Source organism: Sorangium sp. So ce128 (assembly GCF_051525245.1).
GTDB lineage: Bacteria > Myxococcota_A > Polyangia > Polyangiales > Polyangiaceae > Sorangium > Sorangium cellulosum_B.
In genome coordinates this window covers 8829978-8850354 of the sequence record NZ_CP150313.1, presented here as the reverse complement: position 1 = coordinate 8850354, position 20377 = coordinate 8829978, and the positions used below count along the sequence as shown (strand labels likewise).

The following is a 20377-nucleotide window of genomic DNA, read 5'->3' as shown; positions in this document are numbered from 1 at the left end:
CCCGGAGGGCTTGTAAGAACGCACTTCGCATTCGGGGAGGGAGCGAGAGCAACCCGTTTGCGGTGAGCACGCGATGGCTCGGCATGGCCCGATAGCCGCCTGAGACCAGCACTCCGCCCCGAACCTCGAATGCCCCGATGATGTCTTCAGGAGGTACGCGCCCTTGCGGTCCGTCTGGGGTGCGCGCATCAATCACGTACAACCAACCCTCCTCCTGGGCTGCCGCAGCGGCTATCAACTCAGGATCCGAGGGGCCGGCCTTCGCGATGACGTGGTGAAGGAACTCAACGAAACGCGGATTCGTCCGAAAGGAGTCGACCGACTGCTCCTGGCCCTCCGGCCAGGCCCCCGCAACGGCCTCCGGGGGCAGCCCGCCGAGCGCGCTCGCCTCGTCTGGTCGCAGCAGGGACAGCACTCGCAGAGGGCCGCTACCGGCACCTTGGCTCTGTTGAGCTGGACTCTTTCGATCAAATGGCCACATGAAGCCTCCGCTTTGGCTCGACCGAGGACAACGAGCGCACTGGGCGACCACGAGGTACGCCCAACGACCTGGGTTTCAGCTGCGGGCCTATCACATCACGACGAGGTGACAGGCGGCAAGACCGCCGGCGCTCTGAAGGACTGCGCCGGCGCGCCACGACATATCAGGAAGCTTGCCCGTCAGCTGCAAACCTGAGTTATTCCGCCCTCACTGACGCACACAGCGCAAGAGAGCCGCAAGGGGGCGCGCCCATGGCGATGGCCAGGCGCTTACGCCGCGGCGCCCCGCCGGGGCGCCAGCGCTGGGCCGGGTCACTTCACCGCAGGCTGGCCGTGGCGTGAACCGCGCGCGACGAGGGGCGAGCCGACCTGGCGCCGCGCCGTGGGTCAAGCAGGGCGCCGCCGCGGAGGAGCGAGGGCGGGGCCTGGACGCGGATGCAGCCCGGAGACGCCGTTCCAGCTGCCTGTCGGCGCCGACGCGCAGGCCGCGGCGGCCGCTCGCCGCGCGCAGCCATCTTCCTAAGAGCCGATGCCGTGGCGTCAGCTATGGGGCGCAGTCCCCGCGTCGCCCTCGATCTCGCGCTTCAACGTCCGATCCAGCGCGAAGGTCCCGCCCGGTACGAGCGACGCGAGGAGCGCCATGAGCGAACGGCGACGCGGCCAGTCGCGCTCGGTGGCCGCGCGAAACAGCGCGGAGACGAAGAGGAGAAAGAAGAGCCCGTGGGCGCTGCCGGCGATCCGGACCGCGATCGGCAGGCCGAAGATGTATTTGAGCGGCATCGCGACGGTGAGGAGGACCAGGAACGACAGCCCTTCCAGGAAGCCGACGACGCGCAGGGTGCGAAGCGCGCTCATGATCGGACGTCAGACCAGGTGGGCCGAAAGACCATCATCAGCAGCACCACGAAGAGAGGGGCAAAGGTCGAGACGAACGCGCCGAGCGTGCGCCGGTCGCGCGCGACGCTGCGAACGAGGGCGAGCTGCGAGACCAGCGACAGGACGAGCCCTGCGATGACCCAGAGCTCCATCAAAGGAATCTGCAGCTGCGTGGTCATCAGGTATCCCGCGATCCACGTGACGATCAGCCCTGGGGAGGCCACGGCGTGGACGGCGCGTTTGCGATCGGCGTGCACCGTGGCGACGAAGCTGCCAATGAGGCCGCCCGCGTACACGATGACGCCCAAGAACTTGATCAACCGTAGAATCTGGTAGGCGGGCATGAGGGGGGCTCCTTGGCGCGGCGCGAGGCGCTCTTCACGGTTCGCCTTCTCGGGATGACCACGACGGCTCCGAGGCGTGAGACGGTCGCAGGGGCTCGCAAACGAGGGGATTCCCCGGACGCCAGTGGCATCGAGCCGTCATCGCTCGGCGGTTGGCACGACCGGGATATGGCATGGCCGGGACGGTCCCGCGAGGGGCGTTCGTGCCAATCTTCGACGACTTCTGGCCAGCCCGACGTCCCGGACCCGCGCCGGATCATGAAACCGTTGGCATGAAGTGGATGATCAAGCATCTTTCAGCCATGCACGTCGTGGCTGTGGTCGTGATGGACGGGGTCATCCCCTTCGACCTGTCGACGCCCTGCGAGGTGTTCGGGCGTGTCCGGCTGCCCGGGGGTCGGGCCGGGTATCAAGTCCGTGTTTGCGGGGTGACGCGCGAGGTGAGCGCCGGAGCGTTCGATCTCCGGGTGCGCTGCGGCCTCGACGAGCTGGCGCGAGCGGACACCATCATCCTTCCGGGCGTGGCCGAGGCGAGCGTCGTGGTCCCGGAGGCGCTCTTGCACGCGGTCCGCGCCGCGGCGGCCTCGGGCGCCCGCGTCGCCTCCATCTGCACCGGGGCGTTCCTCCTCGCCGCGACCGGGCTGCTCGACGGGCGCCGCGCCACGACCCACTGGCTCGCGACGGACGAGCTCGCGCGCCGCCACCCGGCCATTCGCGTCGACCCGAAGGTGCTCTACGTGGATGAGGGGCAGTTTCTGACGTCGGCGGGCGCCGCGGCGGCGCTCGACCTCTGCCTCCACATGGTGCGGCTCGACTACGGCTCGGCCGTGGCCGCGGACACGGCGCGGCTCTCGGTGATGCCGCTCGAGCGCGACGGGGGGCAGTCGCAGTTCATCCTCCACGAACCGCCCGCGCCGGACGGCTCGTCGCTCGAGCCGCTGCTGCGGTGGATCGAGGAGAGCCTCGACAAGCCGCTCACGCTCGAGGACATCGCGCGGCGCGCGGCCCTCAGCGTGCGCACGCTGAGCCGCCGCTTCCGCGAGCAGACCGGCACCACGCCGCTCCAATGGCTGCTCCGGGCCCGCGTGCGCCGCGCGCAGCAGCTGCTCGAAACGACGGGGCACTCGGTGGAGTCGATCGCGGCGAGGGTCGGGTTCGGCTCGCCGACGGCCTTTCGCGAGCACTTCCAGCGGCTCGTGACCACGAGCCCGCAGGCGTACCGCCGCGCCTTCCGCGCCGCGCCGATCAAGGCGAACGGACGCCGGGGGGCGAGCGTGAAGTCGAGCGCTTTGTGAGCGCTGGATCGGGCGAGGCGCCCCGCGCCCTCCCGGTCAGGCGCCCTTCCACCCGAGCCGCTGCAGCCGCTCTCTCGCCCCCTTCACCCCGAAGATCGTCGCGTCTCCCGGCGGCGCGATCGGCGGTACCCGCAGCAGCATCTGCCAGCTCGGCCTCCTCCCGGGATCGGGGGGCACGTTATGTGATAACCATGGTGGACGTCGCTGTCACGCGGCGCAGGAGAGTCGCTTTATGTTCGGCATTTCTGATGTCACACGAGTAAGCGCATTTGTCGTGTGTACACATTTCCTGCTCGCCGGTTGCGTAGATGATTTCCAGCAAGAAGTACTAGCCGGGTCAGCGGCGTCCGGCTCGGAGGCCGTCGGCGCCACGAGTAGCGCGGGAGGGAATGGCGGCACGGGCGGCATCGGCGGCACGGGCGGCATCGGCGGCACGGGCGGCACGGGCGGCGAAGACACGAACGGCGTGGGAGGAGCGGGCGGCGGAGCGGGAGGCAGCGGCGCAGGTGCAGATGCGCCGGGCGGGGGTGGCGGCTCCGATGGCACGGAGCTGTTTCCGCTGCAGGGCCACATCTGGGTATCCGAACGGACAGGCGGAGACTTCACCATGACGGCGATGTTTCGAGAGCTGATCACTCCTCCTTCGGACCCCTCAACATGCCAGCAAAGGTTCGGCAGCTGCTACATCAACACGCCGTGCGCTTCGTCCGGCACTTACCGCAATCGGACGGCGGGTCCGTTGACCGTGACAATAGGCGGCACATCGGTCACGCTGCCTCCTCCTGAAGGCGAGTTCGCTAGTAGTTCCATGCTTCAAGGACAAGTGTTCTGGAGCGGTGGAGAAATTATATCGGTGGCAGCCGAAGGCGACGAAGTGCCACCCTTCGCCATGATGTTGCCGGCGGTCGCGCCGATCGACGTCAGTGAACCAGCTCTCAACCCATCCTCTTCGACCCGCCTGGATAGGTCCAGCGATTTGTCTGTCATCTGGAGCGGCGGCAGTTTCGGGCTTGTGTGGGTGAGCCTTGGAGAGTCTTCGAGGTCGGTCGACTGCTTTTACCCAGCCGAACAGGGGCAGGCGATCGTGCCGGCTGCGATGCTGGCAAACCTTCAGGCGGGGCGCTCGCTCCGCATGAAGGTGTCGATCCACGCGTTTGCCGATCTCGACGTCGACGGCTGGCGCATACATCTTCAGTCCGACTCGTACGCGACTGGAAATGGAGCGGGCGGGGAAATAATCCTGGAGTGAGCCCTGCGCCCGCTCTCGCATTGTACGGCAAGCCGATGTCCGCCGAGCGCGTTCGCCGCGGCGGGTAGCGCCGGCGGGAGCGGCGCTCGCCGCGGGCGACGTCGAGGCGGCTCGCGTCGCCCACGAGACCATCGGGCGGCTGCTCGCTGCAGCAGAGACAAGGAGGTCGAGCACTCCGGCGCGTAAGCGGCCTAACGCCCTGCGGGTGCTGCCGCCGCGCGAAGCGCGGCCGGCAGCACCCGCTTGTTAGCCGACCCCGCCAGAAAGGGGAAGCGGAGTTGCCTCCGTGGATGGATCTACCGCCTGATACTCGAACCAGCCCTGCTCAGCCGCGCGTCGTAGCGCCGGAACTGAGAGCCTCAGGCGCTGCGGGAGGAACTCGCACGGCAGCTGGTCAATACGCTCCGCAAGCCAAGCGCGCTTTGGGTTTGGATTGGGAAGTCGTGGCGGCCCCTCCTCAATGATGTGGAGGAGCAGCTCGATGGTGTGCTCGCGGTCGTGCACGCGGGTGATGCGCAGCGCGACGAACTCGGGCGAGAACCCGTGCTCATGTGCCCAAAAGCAGTCCTCTAGTGACAAGGCGGATCCTAGGACGTGGAGACGACCATCCGCCTTGTCGACGATGACGCCCTGCGACCCAATATGTCCAACAGCAAAGAACCAATATGTGGCTCTGTCAATGACGGAATTGTTGAACCAGACCGCTTTCCTCTGCTCGGCATACCGCTGAGCGACGTCCTGAGCTTCGTGAAGGGTGACCATGGTTGCTCTCAAGCTATGGCCTCGTTGGTCATTCCTCTGGGGACCAGTGGCCGGTGCGCCTAAACTCGTCCGCTCGCCGGCGCCATCGCTTGTACTCGTCACTGCCGAAGTCGACCTGTCCATCACGGCCACAAGGTGGGGGCGGTTCGTTGCCTGCGAGGAACCCCGACATCCATGCTCTAGCCGCGCTCGCTGCTTCGTCGACATCGCTCAGAGAAAAGAAAAAGCTCTTCCGCTTCGCTGGGCACCACGCCATCATCCGGCCCGGAAATGTGTGCGGGTTTCCCAGCACGTAGTGCCTTCCTGGGCAGTGCGTGCCCATTGTGAACCAGAGAGCGTCGTTGAAGAGAGGCTCGGACATATTTGTCTCGGATGTGCGTCCGTCGGCTAACGTCGCAATCAGTTGCGTCGCAGGGCCTAGCGGCGGGTTATAGTATGAAGGCGGCGAGGCGCCGCGGCCAATCTCCGTATTCCCGCGAATAGGTCGCGACGCTCCGCGGCATACCTGCGTATTCCCGTGAATAGGCAGCGACTTCCGCGACCTGTCTGCGCATCTCCGAAGATAGGCCGCCGCTGCGGAGACCCGGCGAGGGCGGGGCATCGGCAACCCCGCGGATCCTGCTATCTGGGGCGAGGGCGGCGTCGCGGTCGAGACACTCCGCTTTTCCGAGTGAGCCGCCCTGGCGCCCCGCGTCCAGTATCGCCGACCCCGGCGCGCGAAGATTGACAACGAGACGAGCATCTCGTTGACAGAAGACCAGGTGGCGCAACCCCACGCGCCGACGGGTGCGGTCCGCGCCGAGAGAGCGTCTCTCCGGTCCGCTTTGCCGCTCGATCCACCCCATGGCCAACTCCCTCTGCGAGGTCAGCGGAGATACCGTCCCGTGTCAAGAAGAGCCCGCTCGGCAGACTCGTCTCGGGTGGGTCGGGAGATCGGGGTCGCCGCCGGTCCACCTATATCCGGTCCTGCTCCACTGGTCCCGGTTTCCAGCAGGGCGGATCCGGGATCTGATCGCGGGCCCCCAGTCGGCCATCCCGCCCCGTTCCGTTCCGCCCGTTCGGCTATGGCTACCCGCTGCCGGTGCCCTGCCTCACACCGTCCAGCCCCGCCCAGACCCTACCGAAATTTGTCAGGTCACACGCAGGGCACACAAAAGAAAAAAGACACGGCTCTCGCCGTGTCTTCTTGGTGGAGGCGCCGGGAATCGAAACGCCTGCCGAGGGTGGGGATCCGCAGGGATCGCGTAGGTTTCCGCATGCGACGGGAGCGGCAAGCGTGCCGACGATGGCGGCTAAGTGCGCGAAACCTCGTGAGCCGGACGAATCCCGGACGAAACCGGAGGACCCGCGGACGGTGCTGCTCCGCCAGCTCGCGGAAGGCATGAGGGAGGCGCTCGCGGCGGGCGACGTGGAGGCGGCGCGCATCGCCTACGAGACCATCGGGCGGCTGCTCGGCGCGGCGGAAGCCGATGCTGCCGGCGTCATTGACCTCGCCGCCGAGCGCGTTCGCCGCGGCGGGTAGCGCCGGCCGGAGCGGCGCTCGCCGCGGGTGACATCGAGGTGGCTCGCATCGCCCACGAGACCATCGGGCGGCTGCTCGCTGCAGCAGAGACAAGGAGGTCGAGCACTCCGGCGCGTAAGCGGCCTAAGGACTGGGGTTTCAGGTGCGGCGCACGGCGCCGTCGCCTGCAAGCCCCAGTTGGGCTGCATCACGAAGCACAGCTAACACGGTGTCGTCTCAGGCGGCGCGGAGGGTGCAGGCGGCGCGGGGGGCGCAACGTCGTATAGACGACAAAACCATCGAACAAACATGGATAAACATGGGCTCGACCCTGAGAGCATCCGCTCCATGATGGCATTGTGTAACTGCCTCCCAGGCGGATTCTGCCATGCAAGCCATGAGTGGATCTGCGCCTTATCTCGATGGTCCTTGGAGAATGGAGCGCCCTGAGTGCACGCCTCATCGACGACCTTGGCCGAGAGGTCTAGGAGGGGCTGGTTGTCGGTGGGCCGAAGATAGAGTAGGAACGTTTCAAGCATCCCACGATTGACGTTGTCCGGCATGATCCATGCTCCAAAGGCAGGAGCGGCGGCATCTTTATCATCTTTCAGGACGACCCCCTCCGCCGGTAACGTTTCTGGAGCACTCGGGTACGCGTCGGCAATGCGAGCTCTAATCCGCGTCCAGCGGTCGGCAGCGTTCATGTCCGCGTCGATCATCACGCCAAGAGCAACCAGCCCTGAGGCCTTCATTTGAGCCTCTATTTCACCCGCTGCCAGGAGATTCTCAACTCCGTCGTACTGAAAAATGGAGACGATCGGCGCATTTTTAGGGCCCCATGGCACGCCTGCGCCCTCGATCAGCCACGGAACGACACGCAGGTCCTCTTGCCCCTCAACGAGCAACACGCGCTTCGCCACCCGGCTCATCGAACCTCGATCCCGCGGTCAGCAGCGATCACGATGTCGCGCTCAGAGAATGAAATGGACGACGATTTCCCGCGTTCGATGCGCTGTATTGAGACGTCTCCATTTGTCCCGACATCGGAGCGTGAGATGGCCGCCAGGCTCTCATAACAATCTCGGCTATGCGTTGTTGCAAAGACCTGAACATCGAGTCGTGCAGCAGTGTCGCGGACCAGCTTCCACATGTCGGCCATGACAGTATAGTGGAGTCCCGTGTCAATCTCATCCACCAGCAAGATACCGCCGCGTGCCTTTGCAAGCGAAACCGCGATGCCAAGCATGCGCCAAATTCCGTCACCCATGCTTCCGATTGGGATTCGCTGTTTGCTATTGGCCAGCTTTACAACAATTCCTCCACGATCAGCCACAAAGTATCGGCGTCGATCGGTGCCGATGGGGGCGATGCGCTCGATAGCCGGCTCAATCGTCTTCAGCGCTTCAATTACGTTTTCTTCTTCGGGGGTTAGTACAATAGCCTCAAAAAGGGCAACGACCTCATCCCGCGACAGCGCCTCAGTCGTGATGAAGCGCGCCGGAGGAGCGTCGTCCTCGCGTCGCCGCCCAGGCCGCTCCAGCGCCTCTGACGTAATGCCACCTCGTCGGCTGATCGTCAATTGTTGTTCCAATGGCGTAGGACCATCCCATTGAAGACGTAGAGCTAGTCGCCCAGGCACAGAGATCTCGGACTCGCCTGGTTCAAAAAGCGAAGCTTGCGTTGATGATATTCGCTCTTGAGCATCCGTCGCCTCGGGGCCGCGCTCGACAAGCGTCGCCTGCACACTCTGTGCGCCCGAGTCGCTACGCGCTGTTATTGCGAATGCAGCATTGGGATCGAGTTCGTGACCATAGAAGAGATGACAAACATCTACTTCAATGCGGCCTGGGCCTCTGTCATCGTACCAACGCTCGCCGCGACGAGAGAGTACTTGCCAGACGACCTCGGGACGTCCTCGCGCTGTGAGGATGCTGATCGCTTCGAGGACGGACGTTTTCCCGCAGTTGTTGGTCCCTACGCACAGGTTGATGCGACCGAGCCCTTCCATCGAAAATCGCGGAAAAGTTCGAAAATTCTCGATCTTGAGGGTGCGCAACACGTGGCGAAGCTAGCACGTCGGGCTTGCGTTTGCACCAAGACGTTCGAACCAGCGCCTCCACCTGCACGATCTGCCCCCGGAACCAGAGGGCCCCGTGGGAACCAGAAGGTCGGGCGCGGCTGGTCGCAGCGAGGGAGGCGGATAGGGAGGCGCGACAAGAGGGGAGGCGCCCGGCTCGGCGTACCACGGCAACCCAACGTCGCAATCAGTTGCGTCGCAGGGACTAGCGGCGGGTTATAGCATGTAGGCGGCGAGGCACCGCGGCATATCTGCGTATGCCCATGAATAGGCAGCGACGTCCGCGACCTATATGCGCATCTCCGAAGAAAGGCGGCCGCTTCGGAGACCCGGCGAGGGCGGTTCATCAGCAACCCCCGCGGAGCCTGCTGCCGTCATGCTTGGAGTCCAGAACGTTCGCGAAGACTGACAACGAGACGACCGTCTCGTTGACAGAAACCCGGACGGCACGATTCGGTTGCCTCCGAGTGTGGGTATCGATTGCCCTTCTCGTGCTGACCACGTAAGCTCGCCGGACAAGCAAAGTGCCGCCCGCGGGTGCTGGTAACACCCCGGGCGGCGTGGCCGAACCCCGATAGCGCGAGGTCCGACATGTCCGTTGTATACTTACGCCCCCCGGCGGGCCAAGGAACCGATCCGCCTTCAGGACGGGCCGCTCGCCCGTCCGCTTCCTGTTCCGCAGACGGGCCCGCCGGCCCGCGGTTCCCCCACGAGGACCACAGGAGGCGCGCGTGAAGCCCCGGCGGAAGGGGGCCGGACGCCCGCCTGCCGCACGACACCCCAGGAAGCGACCGAGCATCGAGGAGATCCTTGCCGAGCGCGGCATCGTCCTGGCGACGCTCGCTGGCATCCCGCGGCGCGACCGCCGCGACGTGGAGGCCGAGGTGTTGCTCAACGCCTGGAACGCCGTCCGCCGTGGGCTCTACAGACCAGACCCGCGGGACAAGCCCAGGGACGCGCTCCGCAAGTGGCTCCATGGCATCGCCTGGCGCCTCGCCTCGCACTACGTCCACAGCGCGTGGGCGCGCCGCGCCGTGCTCCACCCGTCGCCACTCGGGCTGCTGCGCGAGCCCGTCGGCGTCGACATGCACGCCCAGATCGAGGCGCGCGAGGTGCTGGACGCCATGGGCGAGCTTCCGGACTGGCAGCGGGACGCGTTGCTCTCCGTCGACTCGCCAGAGTCGCTCGTCCAGTACGCGAAGCGCCGCCGGATGAACCCGAGCACCGCGGCGTCGCGGTTGCGGATCGCTCGCGAGGCGCTGGCGCTGAAGCTGCGGAGGTGGAGGCGATGAACGACCGTGAGACACGTCGCGTGCTGACCGAGGAGGACCTCACCTACCTCGCGGAGCGGGCGCGCGCCCTTGATCCGTACGTCATCCACCCCTGGGACCATGACCGGCTCTGGGCCGCCGTGCTTGCCGCTCAGATGAGCGCGACGACTCGCGCGGACCGCGAGGCCGTCGCCGAAGCGCGCGGCGCCTTGCAGATCCTCGACGCCATCGAGCGGCACTTCGTGCGGCACGACAGGTAGGCGCTCCACGGGCGGCGCATGCCGGGCGAGCTACGCGGAGCCTCGCCCCCACGCACGCCTGGCGAAGCGCGGCGCAGCCCGTCGGCCTCAGCATCGCCACCGCCGACGACACCGGCGGTTCGATCGCTCCCCGGCCGTGCGGCCCTGAGATCACTCCCACATGCTGTAGGCTCGAAAGGATGCGGCCGGCGAGGGTGGAGCCTCCCGGCCGCGGGCAATCACGCGCGAGGTGACTGTGGCTAAGAAGGTACGCGCAAGCGAAGGCAGGAGCAAGGCAGGCGGGCACGGCGACGGCAAGGTGAAGCGGCACCGAGTCGGCCCAGAAGAGATCCGCTCGGACGATCCCGAGGAGGTCGAGACGTGGGCGCTTGCGAGGCTCACGGCATCGACAGAGGCGGAGGCCGCCGGCGAACTCGTGGCGGATCTGCCCGCGATCGTCGGGCAGACGTCCGACGGAAACGAACTGCGTATCCAAGCCCGACCCGCCTTGCATCCAGCAATGGCCGATCTGAAGAGACTTACACGGGAGTTCTACGAGCTCGCGATCCAGCATGCCAACCAAGACGCAGTGCCCGTGATGCACATCCTTCATGCGGTGTGCGACGCCGTGGAGAAGGGCGACCATGCAGCGCTGCGCGAGCCGGACAAGTGGGCACGCGACCGTCTTCGCCCTCCTCGCGGTTCAGCTGGCCGTTATGGGTTTCTACCGCTTGAAGATGCAATGGGGCGTCCGCTTGATATCTCGCGGCTGTCTGGTGGCTTTTACATGCTCGCGAGCCTGATCCGGGTCGAGATCGAAAAATTCAGAGCGAACACGGTTACGCTCGAAGGCATGGCCACTCAAATTACTTCGTGTATGGCCCACAACTTCCCTTCGATCCCGAGCCTTTCAAGGGATCCAGACGTCTTCGAGCGGCAGGCTCAGATCGTGGTTCGTGTGCGCGAAGCGCTGCTCGCGGTTAGCGAGACGCTCTCGGGCGAGCATTCGGAATCATTGGGGCAAACGATCGCCGAACGGCTGCTGCGCGAAGAGCTCGAGCTCTCCGGAAAAAGCCGTTCAGAAATCCGCAGAGCCTTCAAGTTCCTCGACCACAAGCCGCGCTCGCGATGATGTCAAGAGGGTGCCCCGCATCCCCCCCGTGGGGGACAGCAGGTGCCCCGCATCCCCCCCGTGGGGGGCAGCAGGTGCCCCGCATGCCCTCGGTGGGGGGCAGTTTCTAGCGGGACGAACCACCGCGAGGCACGGTCTTGCGCATGGACCAGCACGCACCTGCTCGCGGACCGCGGACGAAGGCGAACCGCGCCCCCACAAATCTCAGTCTCCCCGTCGATGTTCGAGAACGGCTCCGCGTCATCTCCGAAGAAACGGGGATCCCGCAGTGCCGGATCGCAGAGCAGGGGCTTCGCCTTCGCTTGGCGCAGATCGAGCGCGCCCAGTCGACACAGGAGCGTTCGTCGTGAAGGCCGCGGTGGACGTCGTGGCGTTGCTGCGCGCACAGGCCGATGCACTCAGTATGCAAGCCCGCACACTGCGCGCGCAGGCGGACGCGCTCGACGTCCAAGCCCGCACACTGCGCGCGCAGGCGGACGTGCTCGATGTGCAAGCCCGCACACTGCGCGCGCAGGCGGACGCGCTCGACGTGCAGGCCCGCACACTGCGCGCGCAGGCGGACGCGCTCGAGGCGGGCGGGGTCATCGCGCAGCGGATGCCGCGCTATGCGAGCTCGAAGACGAACCCGCTCGGCTCCGCCCGGGCGTTTCTGGACGCCGGGCGCCGCAAGAATTTCCCCACGTTCAAACGCGGAAAGGAAGTCTGGGCGCTCTGGACCGACGTCGAAACCTGGATCGAGAGCCGGAAGACCGTGCCTCGCGAATGCAAGCCCGTAGACGAAGCAGACGACGATCGCGCGCTGCTCATCGACGCGGGTCTTCAGCTCCCACCGGCGAACCGCCGCGCTGGCCGAAGGTGACCGGACGGCAGCCTTATGAAGGGGTGTTCAAACACCACCGCCCCGCACGCCGGGAGCAGCCCCTACGTCGTCGGGGCACGGGTGGATGCGCTGGCGATCCGCTACCCGATGCGCGTCTGCCCCGCGGCGCTGCAAGAGCTGGCGCGCGCCATGTTGGAAGCGCGCAGCGGCGGGGCGTGCGTCGTGATCGCGGGCGAGCGCTTCGCGGTCGAGCGGCAGGGCAGGCGGGGGAAACCGTTCTCCGCGGTCGGTCCGAGCGGCCGGATCTTCGTCGGGGAGGGTGACATCGTCGTGGATCTGGCGGTTCCGTTCCTCGCGTCGCGTCCCTTGGCGGAAGCCGTGAACCACGCCGACACGATCGCCGCGCACTTCGCCGCCCCCGGCTCCAAGGCACCAGTAGGCCAGGTCCAAGAGCTCGATCTCTGCGTTGATGTCGCAGGCACGACGTTCAGCGAGGCCGATCGGGAGGCGTTCGTCGGCCGGCTGCGCCGCATGAGCAGCTGGCGGACCGACGCACGGCGGACGCGCAGCAGCCCCATGTTCACGGGCTTGCAGATAGGCGATCGGCGAAATCTAGCCTTCGTGCTCTACGACAAGACGGGCGAGCTCCGTCTGAGGCGCGATCCGGCCCGCGCCGCGATGGAGCGCACGGGGTGGATCGCGCACGGATGGGACGGGCAGGGGCAGATATGGCGTGCAGAGTTTCGCCCCCGCGGCCGGCATCTGGCCGAGCTCGGCCTACGTACGCCGTCGACTCTGCCCGAACGCCTGGATGCCGTATGGCAGCGGTTCACCCGCAAGACGCTGCGTCTCGTCGCCCTCGAAACCGCAACGCGCAGAGAGCGCTGCAAGACGGATCCACGCTGGGCAGTCCTACAGGAAGCCGTTTTCACGCAACGCGGAGCGTGCCCCGCCGTGCGCTTACGCCGAGCGCCGAGCGGCGCCACCTCGGAGACAGCGGAGCCGCGTGGATTGGACCGAGGTCGTATGAAGCAGGCCAATCCGCGGGTGATGATGGCCGAACACTTGATTCAAGGAATGGTCGAGGCGCACGCGGCGGGCGACATCGGGACGGCGCGCATCGCCCATGACGCGCTCGGACGGCTCCTCAGCGCCAACGGAGCGGCGCCGCGGGGGACGGTGGTCGAGATCGGCGTGGCGCGGAACGGCGTTCCTGCCCCGCCGAGCCCCGGCGCTCGTCGTGCTCGGCTCGCGACGCTGGCAGCGAGCCAGGGCCCCGCGTGCTCGCCGCCGTCGGCTTCCAGGCCCATGCAGGCCCATGGCGGCGAGGCGGAGCGGAACGCGAACGGGGCGCGCCGCCGCTTCGATCCACGAGGCTACGATGGCGCCTGATTCTTCGTACGCGAAATATCTTGACAGGGCGGCGCTAGGACATTGTTCTTCCGACGTCCCCCAGCACGCGGCATGCCGGCCCGCGCTGATTTACTCGCAAGTAAATCAGCGCGGGCCGGCATGCCGCGTGCGGGCGACGTGAGGCTTTCCCGATGGAAACCATCGTGCTCGGGTTCGACCCTGGCGCTGCCCGCGTCGGATGGGCGGCGCTCGACGTGGACGCGGCAGGCGCGCGGCACGTCGGCTCCGGTGTGCTTCCCGTCGACCTCGCGGGCGATCCAGGACTCGAGGCCCTGCGCGCGGCCGCGGGGGCGCTGCTCTCGCGCTACCGCCCCGCGCTGGTCGCCGTCGAGCGCGTCGTCCGGGTCTTCCCCCGCCCGCGGTTCGGCCCCGCGATGGCCAGCGAGCTCTGTGGCGCCTCGTGGGTCGGAGCCGAGCTCGCCGGGCTCGCGGCGGCTCGCGGGCTCATCGTCCGCACCGCGACGCTCCAGGCGGTGCGCTCGGCCCTGGGATGCGCGAGAGCAGGGGACAGCGCGCTCGCCGCTGCCGTCCGTGCGCGGGTCGTCGGCTGGCCCGCCCGGTCGAGCGAGCATGCACGGGACGCCGCTGCGGTCGCGTGGAGCACGATCCGCGAGGAGGCGTCCGCGCCCGCGTCGCAGTCGTGGGTGATGTCGGCGGAGCTCGATCGCAATCCCCCTTGACCGAATACATATTGAGATACATAATGTATACATGGGCGAGCGGACGAGGGCGATCGGTTACGTGCGGGTCTCGACCGAGCATCAGGCGGACGGCGGCGTGAGCCTCGCGGCGCAGCGGACGAAGCTCGAAGCCTACGCGACGGCCATGGATCTCGACCTCGTGGACATCATCGAAGACCCCGGCGTCAGCGCCAAGACGCTCGACCGCCCCGGCCTGCAACGCGCCCTCGGCATGCTCGACGCTGGCCAGGCTTCCGCCCTGCTCGTGGCGAAGCTCGATCGCCTCACGCGCAGCGTGCGCGACCTCGACACGTTGATCGCCGGCTACTTCGCCGATCGTTTCTCGCTCCTGTCGGTCGCCGATTCGATCGACACGCGCTCTGCCGCGGGTCGCCTCGTGCTGAACGTCCTCGCGTCGGTCTCGCAGTGGGAGCGCGAAGCGACCGCCGAGCGCACGCGCGATGCGCTGGCCCAGCTCCGCGCCGATGGCGTGCGGCTCGGCGGAGCGGCGCTCGGGTGGGTTCACACCGGGGAGACCGATGCGGACGGCCGGCGCATCATCGCCCGCGTGCAGGATGAAGCTGCGACGGTCGATCGGATCCTCGCGCTCCGCGCCGATGGCCTCTCGCTGCGCGAGATCGCCGCGACCCTGACCGACGAGGGGTATCGGACGAAGCGGGGCGGTAGCTGGGCGGCTGAAACCGTGCGAAAGGTGCTCGCGAGGTCGAGAGAGTGAGTTTCTCCATCGCGTGCAAGATATGGGGTAGCGCAGCGGTTCGGCATGCCTTGGCCGAGCCGAACCCCGACCCGGCGACCCGCGAGCTCTGCCAGAAGATCCTGAAGCACGCGGACCCGCCCGGCGCTTTCCGCGCGTGGGCGCTCGCGCAGCCCTGGCCGCGGTTCTGCGCGATCGTTCGCATCGTCTCCGGAGAAGAGCGTCGAGAGGTCGACGAAGCCGTGAAGGAAAGGATCAAGAGCATGGCACGCATGGGCCGCCCCCCGAAGGAAGACCGCAGCACCGTCGCCGGTGTCATGGTCCACGTCCGGCTCACCCCGGGAGAGGTCGAGACCGTGGATGCCGAGGTCGAGCGCCAGCGCGCTATCGCGCCACCCGGCCTCGCGGACAAGGTGTCGCGGTCGTCGGTCATCAAGGGCTTGATCTCGACGCTGCGCCAGCCTGCCGCAGACCCCGCGCCCGCGCGCTCTCCCGCTCGCGAGAGCAACGAGAGCGACGTCCGCGAGCTCATGGCCCGCTGTTTCGAGCGGGGCCTTACCCAAGCCCAGCTGGCGAAGCTCTCCGGTGTCGAGCGGTCCCAGATCAGCCGCTTTCACACGCAGAACGCCACGAAGCCGCCGTTGCCCCCCGAGAAGGTGGCAGCCCTCGCCCACGCCCTGCGCGCGTGGGAGGCGAAGCAGAAGTAGACCGCGCCTGCCGCGCCCTGACGGAGACACCGACGCATGCCCCGACCTCCCACCGGAACGATCGAGCGCCACCGCGACCACTACGATGCGCGTTTCACGCTGGCCGATGGCTCGCGGCCGCGGGTCTGCATGCCCCCTGGCCTCTCGGAAGCTCGCGCCCGCGACCGCGCCAAGCGCCTCGCGGAGCTCGCCCGCGCCGAGGGCGCCACCAAGCCGCGGCGGGGCCGCACCGCAGCGGCTCCCGCGGGTGAGACCGTGGCCGCGTGGGTCGAGCGCTGGACCGCGGTGCGAGAAGAGCGGGGTCTGACGTCTGCGGCGGGCGACCTCGGACGTCTGCGGAAGTGGCTGTTTCCTCAATTGGGCGACAAGCCGATAACCGGCGTGACGCGGCGTGATGTCGAGGCGTTCATCGAACATCTCGATACCTCGGTGCGAGCCGGCGAGCAGTCGTGGAAAACCGCGGTGAACACATGGGGGCTCGTTTCCAAGCTGTTCGATGACGCCTGCAACGCCAAGACGCTCTCGCTGCGCGTCCTCTCCAGCAATCCGGCCGCGGAGGTGCGCGGGCCGGACCGGGGCATCAAGAAGGCGAAGGCGTACCTCTACCCGTCGGAGTTCCTGCCGCTCGTGTCGAGCCCGAACATCTCGATCGAGTCGCGCCGCGCCGTGGCGCTCGCGACCTACCTCTATGTGCGGGCGAGCGAGCTCCGCGCCCTGACGTGGGACGACATCGATCTCGAGCGCGGCATCGTCCACGTGCATCGCAGCTTGGACCGCGAGGGCGGCGCCAAATCGACCAAGACGGGCAACACCCGCCGCTTCACCATCGAGCCGGCCTTGATGCCCCTCCTACGCGCCATGCACGCCGAGTCAGGCGGCCGGGGCCGCATCATCCGGCTCCCCGACGATCGCCACCTGGCACGCGCCCTGCGCGGGCTCATGACCGCGGCGCGGCTGGACCGGTCCGAGCTCTTCGCGGCGGACGCGACGCGGAAGAACATGACCTGGCACGACCTCCGCGCCACCGGCATCACCTGGCTTGCCATCCGGGGGGACGACCCGCTCAAGATCATGCAGCGCGCCGGCCATGCCGGTTTCCAGACGACGCAGGGCTACATCCGCGAGGCCGAAGCCGTCCGCGCGGGGTTCGGCGACGTCTTTCCGCGGCTACCTCTCTCACTGTGGGAGGGTGGTGTTTCGTCTGGGAATCGTCCGGAAAGCGCGCAAGTGCGCGGAATCATGGTGGAGGCGCCGGGAATCGAACCCGGGTCCGCAAGGCATCCAGTCTACCTTCGTTCACGTGCGTAGTCGCCATGCGCCGGCGACGGCGTTCGTAGATTCGGCTACGACCTATCCCTCACTGAATCTCGGCCGCGTTATCGAGGGCGTCCTCACGCGACCCAGCCCTGTGGTTGACACCCTTAGAGTACTAGGACGACCTTCTCCTCGGATGGCTTAGCGGTTATTAGGCCGCGACAGCGTATGCGTTGTCGTTCGCACTTGTAACGTCCCGCTTGATAGGCGGAGCAGGAGCCGCCAGCACGCAGACAGACCTTCAGTCCCCACGTCGAAGCCGATCGCCCCCTCGTGGTTCGTTCAGACGGACCGAATATTGCTAGAAACCGTGCCGCCGTCAACCCCTCGGCGCCAGATCGTTCCGTCGCTGACGCCGTCGCGGACGGCGCCGTGCGCCGGTCGGGGTCCGCTTCGTCCGATTCTTCCGGCTTTCCTGCCTGCTGCTGCCCCTACGGGCCTCCGCCGGCCTTGCCCGTTTCCACGTGCCTCAACCTGGTGCCACCCGCCCGTCCGTCCGCCCGCCCGCCTGGTCTGGTCGGGCCCCCTATCTGGTTGGCCACTCGCTGACCTCGCCTGCGTGCCTGCCTCGCTCGACGGCTCCTCGCGGCTCAGCTACCAGGCCGCCCCCCCGCTGACCTCGCCGGCACGCCTCGCGCTCTCGACGGCTCCTCGCGGCTCGGCTAAGAAGCCCGCGAAAAGGAAAAGGAGTCGGGCAACTTATGGCGAGGATGGTCCAGTGCGTGAAGCTCGGCCGTGAGGCGGAGGGGCTGGAGAAGCCCCCGCTGAAGGGCGAGCTGGGCAAGCGGATTTTCGACAACGTCTCGAAGGAGGCGTGGCGGATGTGGCTCGAGCACTCGAAGATGCTCATCAACGAGTACCGCCTCGACCTCATCTCCGAGGCCGGCCAGCGGATCTGGATGACCGAGCTCGACAAGTACTTCTTCACCGGCGGGAACGAGGCTGCGCAGCTTCCGCCCGACTACGTGGCGCCCAAGGACAAGCCGGAGTAGCCGACCCGACCCCCGCGGCTCTGCCCGGCAGCGGTCCCACCCGCCCCCGGTCACGAACGTGGTCGTGAACGTGGACGTAGACGTGAACGTGGTCGTGGTCGTGGTCGTGGTCGTTCACGGCCTATCGTTGACGACCACGACCACGACCACGACCACGTAAACGTTCGAATGTAGGAGAATGTAGCGCGATCTTGGTTCACGCCAGGGTCGCCCCCTCCGCCCCTCAGGGCAGCGGACCCGGCGCCGGCAGCGCCCCTCCGCCGCGCACGTACTCGATCAGCGCCGCCGCCATCTGCTTGTCGACCTTCTCGCACTTCGCGGTGACCGCCCCCATCGTCGCGCCCTTGCACTCTCTCTTCCGCTCGATGATGAGCTTGCCCGTCTTCTCGTCGGCCAGGAACGCGTCGCGCGTCTTCTGATCGAGGCTCTTCCACGGGATCGCCGCGAACTTCGGCTTCGGCGGCACGTGCTGCCGGACCTCCTCCGCCATCAGCGTGGCGCACGTCCCGTCCCATCGCAGGACCTCGTATCCGCCCCCGGCGCCGCTCACGACCATGCCCCCCGTCTCCGGCTCCCGGTGATAGAGGATCAGCACCTCCTCATCGAAGACCAGCTTGTCGTTCGAGGACGACCCGCCAGAGGCGTTCACCGCGTCGGTGTCCCGCGTCAGGTACCCGCGCGTGAACGGCGACCCCTTCGCGAACAGGGTGAGCGCCACGTCCGGATGGAACCCGCTGCAGAGCCGCTTCACGAACGCCACCGGCGGCAAACACTCGTTGCCCCGCTGCTCGCACGTCGTCGGGATCTGCCGTGACGCTTCCGCCGCCGCGTCCTCCTCCTTCTTCCCACCTTCACCCTCCGCCGCCTCGCCGCCCTCCTTCGCGGCCGGCGCCGCAGCAGCCACCTCGGCCTCCGCACGATCCGGCTCTGACGGAGGAGGCGCCGCGCCACCGCAAGCGGCCAGGGTACCCACCAGGACAAGCGCAAACGAGCTCTGGACAGATCGCATGGCCCACGAACCTACCGGAGCCAGCCCGCCCCTCCGCATGGAAAAATAACGCCGACCCGCGACGCAATGCGCCAACACGGCGTCAAAACACTTGGTGCATTGACAGGAGGCCCGCCGCCGCCCGCGACGCAATGCGCTGCACACCACGAATGGTTCAAATTTCCGACAGCGCTTGACATCAGCATCCCATCAGCAGAGTCTGAGCTGATTCCGGCAGGAGGTGGTCGTGCTGGATCTTTCTTCGTAAGCATCCTCGTCATCGCCTGTTGGTGGTTCGCGTAAGTGCAAGTCTCACACGGGGGCTCGTCAATGCGACAGTGGGTGATCGCTGGTCTCGTCGGGTGTGCGATGGTCGTCTCCTGTGCGCTCCTCGCGGGCTGCAGCGCGGCCGGGGAGCAGTTCGATCCGCCGGCGAGCACCGGCGAAGTGCTCACGGGCGCGGGGGGCGGCTCCGCCTCGGGCGTCTGGGCGAGCTCGTCGGGCTCACCGGACGACCCGGGCGGCAATGGCGGCGGCTGGCCTTCAGGGAAGCTCGGCCCGCCGTATCCCATCGTGCTCGCTCACGGCTTCTTCGGATTCGAGGACTTCGCGGGCGCGGGGTACGTCAGCTACTTTTACAACCTCAAAGAGGCCCTCGCCGAGAGCGGCGAGACGGTCTTCACGCCCGCCGTCGACCCGTTCAACAGCTCCGAGGTCCGCGGCGCGCAGCTGCTCGCGCGGATCGAGCAGATCCTGGACGCGACAGGCCACGAGAAGGTGAACATCATCGCCCACTCGCAGGGGGGGCTCGACGCACGCGTGGTGGCGCACGATCGGCCCGATCTCGTCGCCTCCATCGTCACCGTCGCCACACCCCACCTGGGCTCGAAGGTCGCCGACGTGGCGCTCGAGCTCGTCGCCCACGAGCGCCTGCAGGACATCCTGGACGATCTCATCAACGCGATCGGCGCGCCGCTCTACGATCAGATAGGCAACGAGACGAGCGTCTTCGCGGCGCTCGAGCAGTTCTCGACGCCCGGCATCGCGGAGTTCAACGCGAGGTTCACCGATTCTCCCGGGGTGTTCTATGCCTCCTTCGGCGGGCGGACGAACCGCGCGCGCGGCGGCAGGGACTGCACGACGCTCACCCCCGCGCCCTTCGTCGCTCAGTTCGACGACGGCCTCGATCCGGTCCACCCGCTGCTGTCGCTGACCGAGACCCTGCTTGACGGGGGCATCGGCGAGTCGTTCCCGAACGACGGCCTGGTGCGCGCGCGGGACGCGCGGTGGGGGGACTTCTGGGGCTGTATCCCGGCCGACCATTTCGACGAGATAGGCCAGCTCTTCGGACAGAGTCCGGGCGACGGGAACCCCTGGCTCTATATCGATTTCTACCGCTCCGTGATCGCGCGGCTCCGGCAAGAAGGCTTTTGACGAGCCCGCCATCGCCCGCGCGCACCCGCGCTCGCCCGCGCTCGATTCGCTGAAAACCGCCCCCGAGCGGCGCCCTCTCCACTACCAT

At 67.4% G+C, this 20377-nt stretch carries 20 protein-coding genes, 1 other RNA gene and 1 pseudogene; 15 read left to right on the top strand and 7 right to left on the bottom strand.

Features of this window, described 5'->3' with window-relative positions:
- Positions 1-1020: 1020 nt before the first annotated feature.
- Positions 1021-1335: a DUF3817 domain-containing protein gene (locus tag WME82_RS33685; protein WP_438038644.1), complete on the bottom strand. Its 315-nt coding sequence runs from the start codon at positions 1333-1335 to the stop codon at positions 1021-1023.
- Positions 1332-1700, bottom strand: coding sequence for a hypothetical protein (locus WME82_RS33680; RefSeq protein ID WP_438038643.1), 369 nt, complete (start codon positions 1698-1700; stop codon positions 1332-1334). The genes WME82_RS33685 and WME82_RS33680 overlap by 4 nt, the downstream gene beginning before the upstream one ends.
- A 302-nt stretch (positions 1701-2002) precedes the next feature.
- Between WME82_RS33680 and WME82_RS33675 the strand changes: the two genes are divergently transcribed.
- Positions 2003-2995, top strand: a complete 993-nt coding sequence (locus tag WME82_RS33675; RefSeq protein WP_438038642.1) for a GlxA family transcriptional regulator — start codon at positions 2003-2005, stop codon at positions 2993-2995.
- Between the two features lie 232 nt (positions 2996-3227).
- Positions 3228-4244 (top strand): hypothetical protein, encoded by a 1017-nt coding sequence (locus WME82_RS33670; RefSeq protein ID WP_438038641.1) that lies wholly within the window; start codon positions 3228-3230, stop codon positions 4242-4244.
- 246 nt (positions 4245-4490) lie between these two features.
- Here WME82_RS33670 and WME82_RS33665 read toward each other — a convergent pair whose 3' ends face one another.
- Positions 4491-5006, bottom strand: a complete 516-nt coding sequence (locus WME82_RS33665) for a hypothetical protein (protein ID WP_438038640.1) — start codon at positions 5004-5006, stop codon at positions 4491-4493.
- 1285 nt (positions 5007-6291) lie between these two features.
- Between WME82_RS33665 and WME82_RS33660 the strand changes: the two genes are divergently transcribed.
- Positions 6292-6528: a hypothetical protein gene (locus WME82_RS33660; protein WP_438044955.1), complete on the top strand. Its 237-nt coding sequence runs from the start codon at positions 6292-6294 to the stop codon at positions 6526-6528.
- A 200-nt stretch (positions 6529-6728) separates the two neighbouring features.
- Here the strand turns inward: WME82_RS33660 and WME82_RS33655 are convergent, their stop codons facing one another.
- Both WME82_RS33655 and WME82_RS33650 read right to left on the bottom strand, forming a co-directional pair.
- Positions 6729-7436, bottom strand: a complete 708-nt coding sequence (locus WME82_RS33655) for a DUF3226 domain-containing protein (protein WP_438038639.1) — start codon at positions 7434-7436, stop codon at positions 6729-6731.
- Positions 7433-8566 carry an AAA family ATPase gene (locus WME82_RS33650; protein WP_438038638.1) on the bottom strand — a complete coding sequence of 378 codons (1134 nt, stop codon included), beginning with the start codon at positions 8564-8566 and terminating at the stop codon, positions 7433-7435. Before WME82_RS33650 ends, WME82_RS33655 begins: the two co-directional genes overlap by 4 nt.
- Before the next feature lie 749 nt (positions 8567-9315).
- Here WME82_RS33650 and WME82_RS33645 point away from each other — a divergent pair.
- From WME82_RS33645 to WME82_RS33600, 10 genes and pseudogenes are all read left to right on the top strand, one after another.
- Positions 9316-9876 carry an RNA polymerase sigma factor gene (locus WME82_RS33645; protein WP_438038637.1) on the top strand — a complete coding sequence of 187 codons (561 nt, stop codon included), beginning with the start codon at positions 9316-9318 and terminating at the stop codon, positions 9874-9876.
- The gene (locus tag WME82_RS33640) at positions 9873-10115 is read left to right on the top strand and encodes a hypothetical protein (protein WP_437331193.1); all 243 of its coding nucleotides are present in this window, start codon (positions 9873-9875) and stop codon (positions 10113-10115) included. The genes WME82_RS33645 and WME82_RS33640 overlap by 4 nt, the downstream gene beginning before the upstream one ends.
- 235 nt (positions 10116-10350) lie before the next feature.
- Complete coding sequence (locus tag WME82_RS33635) at positions 10351-11226, top strand: hypothetical protein (RefSeq protein WP_438038636.1); 876 nt, start codon at positions 10351-10353, stop codon at positions 11224-11226.
- Between the two features lie 143 nt (positions 11227-11369).
- Positions 11370-11576, top strand: coding sequence for a ribbon-helix-helix domain-containing protein (locus WME82_RS33630; protein WP_438032498.1), 207 nt, complete (start codon positions 11370-11372; stop codon positions 11574-11576).
- Positions 11573-12085, top strand: a complete 513-nt coding sequence (locus WME82_RS33625) for a hypothetical protein (protein WP_438038635.1) — start codon at positions 11573-11575, stop codon at positions 12083-12085. Before WME82_RS33630 ends, WME82_RS33625 begins: the two co-directional genes overlap by 4 nt.
- Before the next feature lie 81 nt (positions 12086-12166).
- Positions 12167-13438, top strand: coding sequence for a hypothetical protein (locus WME82_RS33620; protein WP_438038634.1), 1272 nt, complete (start codon positions 12167-12169; stop codon positions 13436-13438).
- Between the two features lie 152 nt (positions 13439-13590).
- A complete protein-coding gene (locus tag WME82_RS33615; RefSeq protein ID WP_438038633.1) occupies positions 13591-14139 on the top strand; it encodes a crossover junction endodeoxyribonuclease RuvC in 549 nt (182 codons plus the stop codon).
- Positions 14140-14170: 31 nt separating this feature from the next.
- Positions 14171-14875, top strand: coding sequence for a recombinase family protein (locus WME82_RS33610; RefSeq protein ID WP_438038632.1), 705 nt, complete (start codon positions 14171-14173; stop codon positions 14873-14875).
- Positions 14876-14925: 50 nt separating this feature from the next.
- Positions 14926-15561: a helix-turn-helix domain-containing protein gene (locus tag WME82_RS33605; protein WP_438038631.1), complete on the top strand. Its 636-nt coding sequence runs from the start codon at positions 14926-14928 to the stop codon at positions 15559-15561.
- A 36-nt stretch (positions 15562-15597) separates the two neighbouring features.
- Positions 15598-16677: pseudogene (locus WME82_RS33600) on the top strand (tyrosine-type recombinase/integrase); the annotation flags it as partial.
- 124 nt (positions 16678-16801) lie between these two features.
- Here the strand turns inward: WME82_RS33600 and ssrA are convergent.
- Positions 16802-17146: a transfer-messenger RNA gene (gene ssrA, locus WME82_RS33595) on the bottom strand.
- 430 nt (positions 17147-17576) lie between these two features.
- Between ssrA and WME82_RS33590 the strand changes: the two genes are divergently transcribed.
- Positions 17577-17867 carry an oxidative damage protection protein gene (locus WME82_RS33590; RefSeq protein ID WP_272095228.1) on the top strand — a complete coding sequence of 97 codons (291 nt, stop codon included), beginning with the start codon at positions 17577-17579 and terminating at the stop codon, positions 17865-17867.
- A 223-nt stretch (positions 17868-18090) separates the two neighbouring features.
- Here the strand turns inward: WME82_RS33590 and WME82_RS33585 are convergent, their stop codons facing one another.
- On the bottom strand, positions 18091-18876 hold the full coding sequence (locus WME82_RS33585) for a hypothetical protein (RefSeq protein WP_438038630.1): 786 nt from the start codon (positions 18874-18876) through the stop codon (positions 18091-18093).
- A 321-nt stretch (positions 18877-19197) separates the two neighbouring features.
- On the opposite strand from WME82_RS33585, the gene WME82_RS33580 reads away from it, so the two are divergent.
- On the top strand, positions 19198-20289 hold the full coding sequence (locus WME82_RS33580; protein ID WP_438038629.1) for an esterase/lipase family protein: 1092 nt from the start codon (positions 19198-19200) through the stop codon (positions 20287-20289).
- Positions 20290-20377: the final 88 nt, after the last annotated feature.

Bases quoted from the DNA above. Each gene is read 5' to 3' on its own strand.
- WME82_RS33685 (WP_438038644.1), bottom strand. From the start codon at position 1,335: ATGAGCGCGCTTCGCACCCTGCGCGTCGTCGGCTTCCTGGAAGGGCTG.
- WME82_RS33680 (WP_438038643.1), bottom strand. From the start codon at position 1,700: ATGCCCGCCTACCAGATTCTACGGTTGATCAAGTTCTTGGGCGTCATC.
- WME82_RS33675 (WP_438038642.1), top strand. From the start codon at position 2,003: ATGCACGTCGTGGCTGTGGTCGTGATGGACGGGGTCATCCCCTTCGAC.
- WME82_RS33670 (WP_438038641.1), top strand. From the start codon at position 3,228: ATGTTCGGCATTTCTGATGTCACACGAGTAAGCGCATTTGTCGTGTGT.
- WME82_RS33665 (WP_438038640.1), bottom strand. From the start codon at position 5,006: ATGGTCACCCTTCACGAAGCTCAGGACGTCGCTCAGCGGTATGCCGAG.
- WME82_RS33660 (WP_438044955.1), top strand. From the start codon at position 6,292: ATGGCGGCTAAGTGCGCGAAACCTCGTGAGCCGGACGAATCCCGGACG.
- WME82_RS33655 (WP_438038639.1), bottom strand. From the start codon at position 7,436: ATGAGCCGGGTGGCGAAGCGCGTGTTGCTCGTTGAGGGGCAAGAGGAC.
- WME82_RS33640 (WP_437331193.1), top strand. From the start codon at position 9,873: ATGAACGACCGTGAGACACGTCGCGTGCTGACCGAGGAGGACCTCACC.
- WME82_RS33630 (WP_438032498.1), top strand. From the start codon at position 11,370: ATGGACCAGCACGCACCTGCTCGCGGACCGCGGACGAAGGCGAACCGC.
- WME82_RS33615 (WP_438038633.1), top strand. From the start codon at position 13,591: ATGGAAACCATCGTGCTCGGGTTCGACCCTGGCGCTGCCCGCGTCGGA.
- WME82_RS33610 (WP_438038632.1), top strand. From the start codon at position 14,171: ATGGGCGAGCGGACGAGGGCGATCGGTTACGTGCGGGTCTCGACCGAG.
- WME82_RS33590 (WP_272095228.1), top strand. From the start codon at position 17,577: ATGGCGAGGATGGTCCAGTGCGTGAAGCTCGGCCGTGAGGCGGAGGGG.
- WME82_RS33585 (WP_438038630.1), bottom strand. From the start codon at position 18,876: ATGCGATCTGTCCAGAGCTCGTTTGCGCTTGTCCTGGTGGGTACCCTG.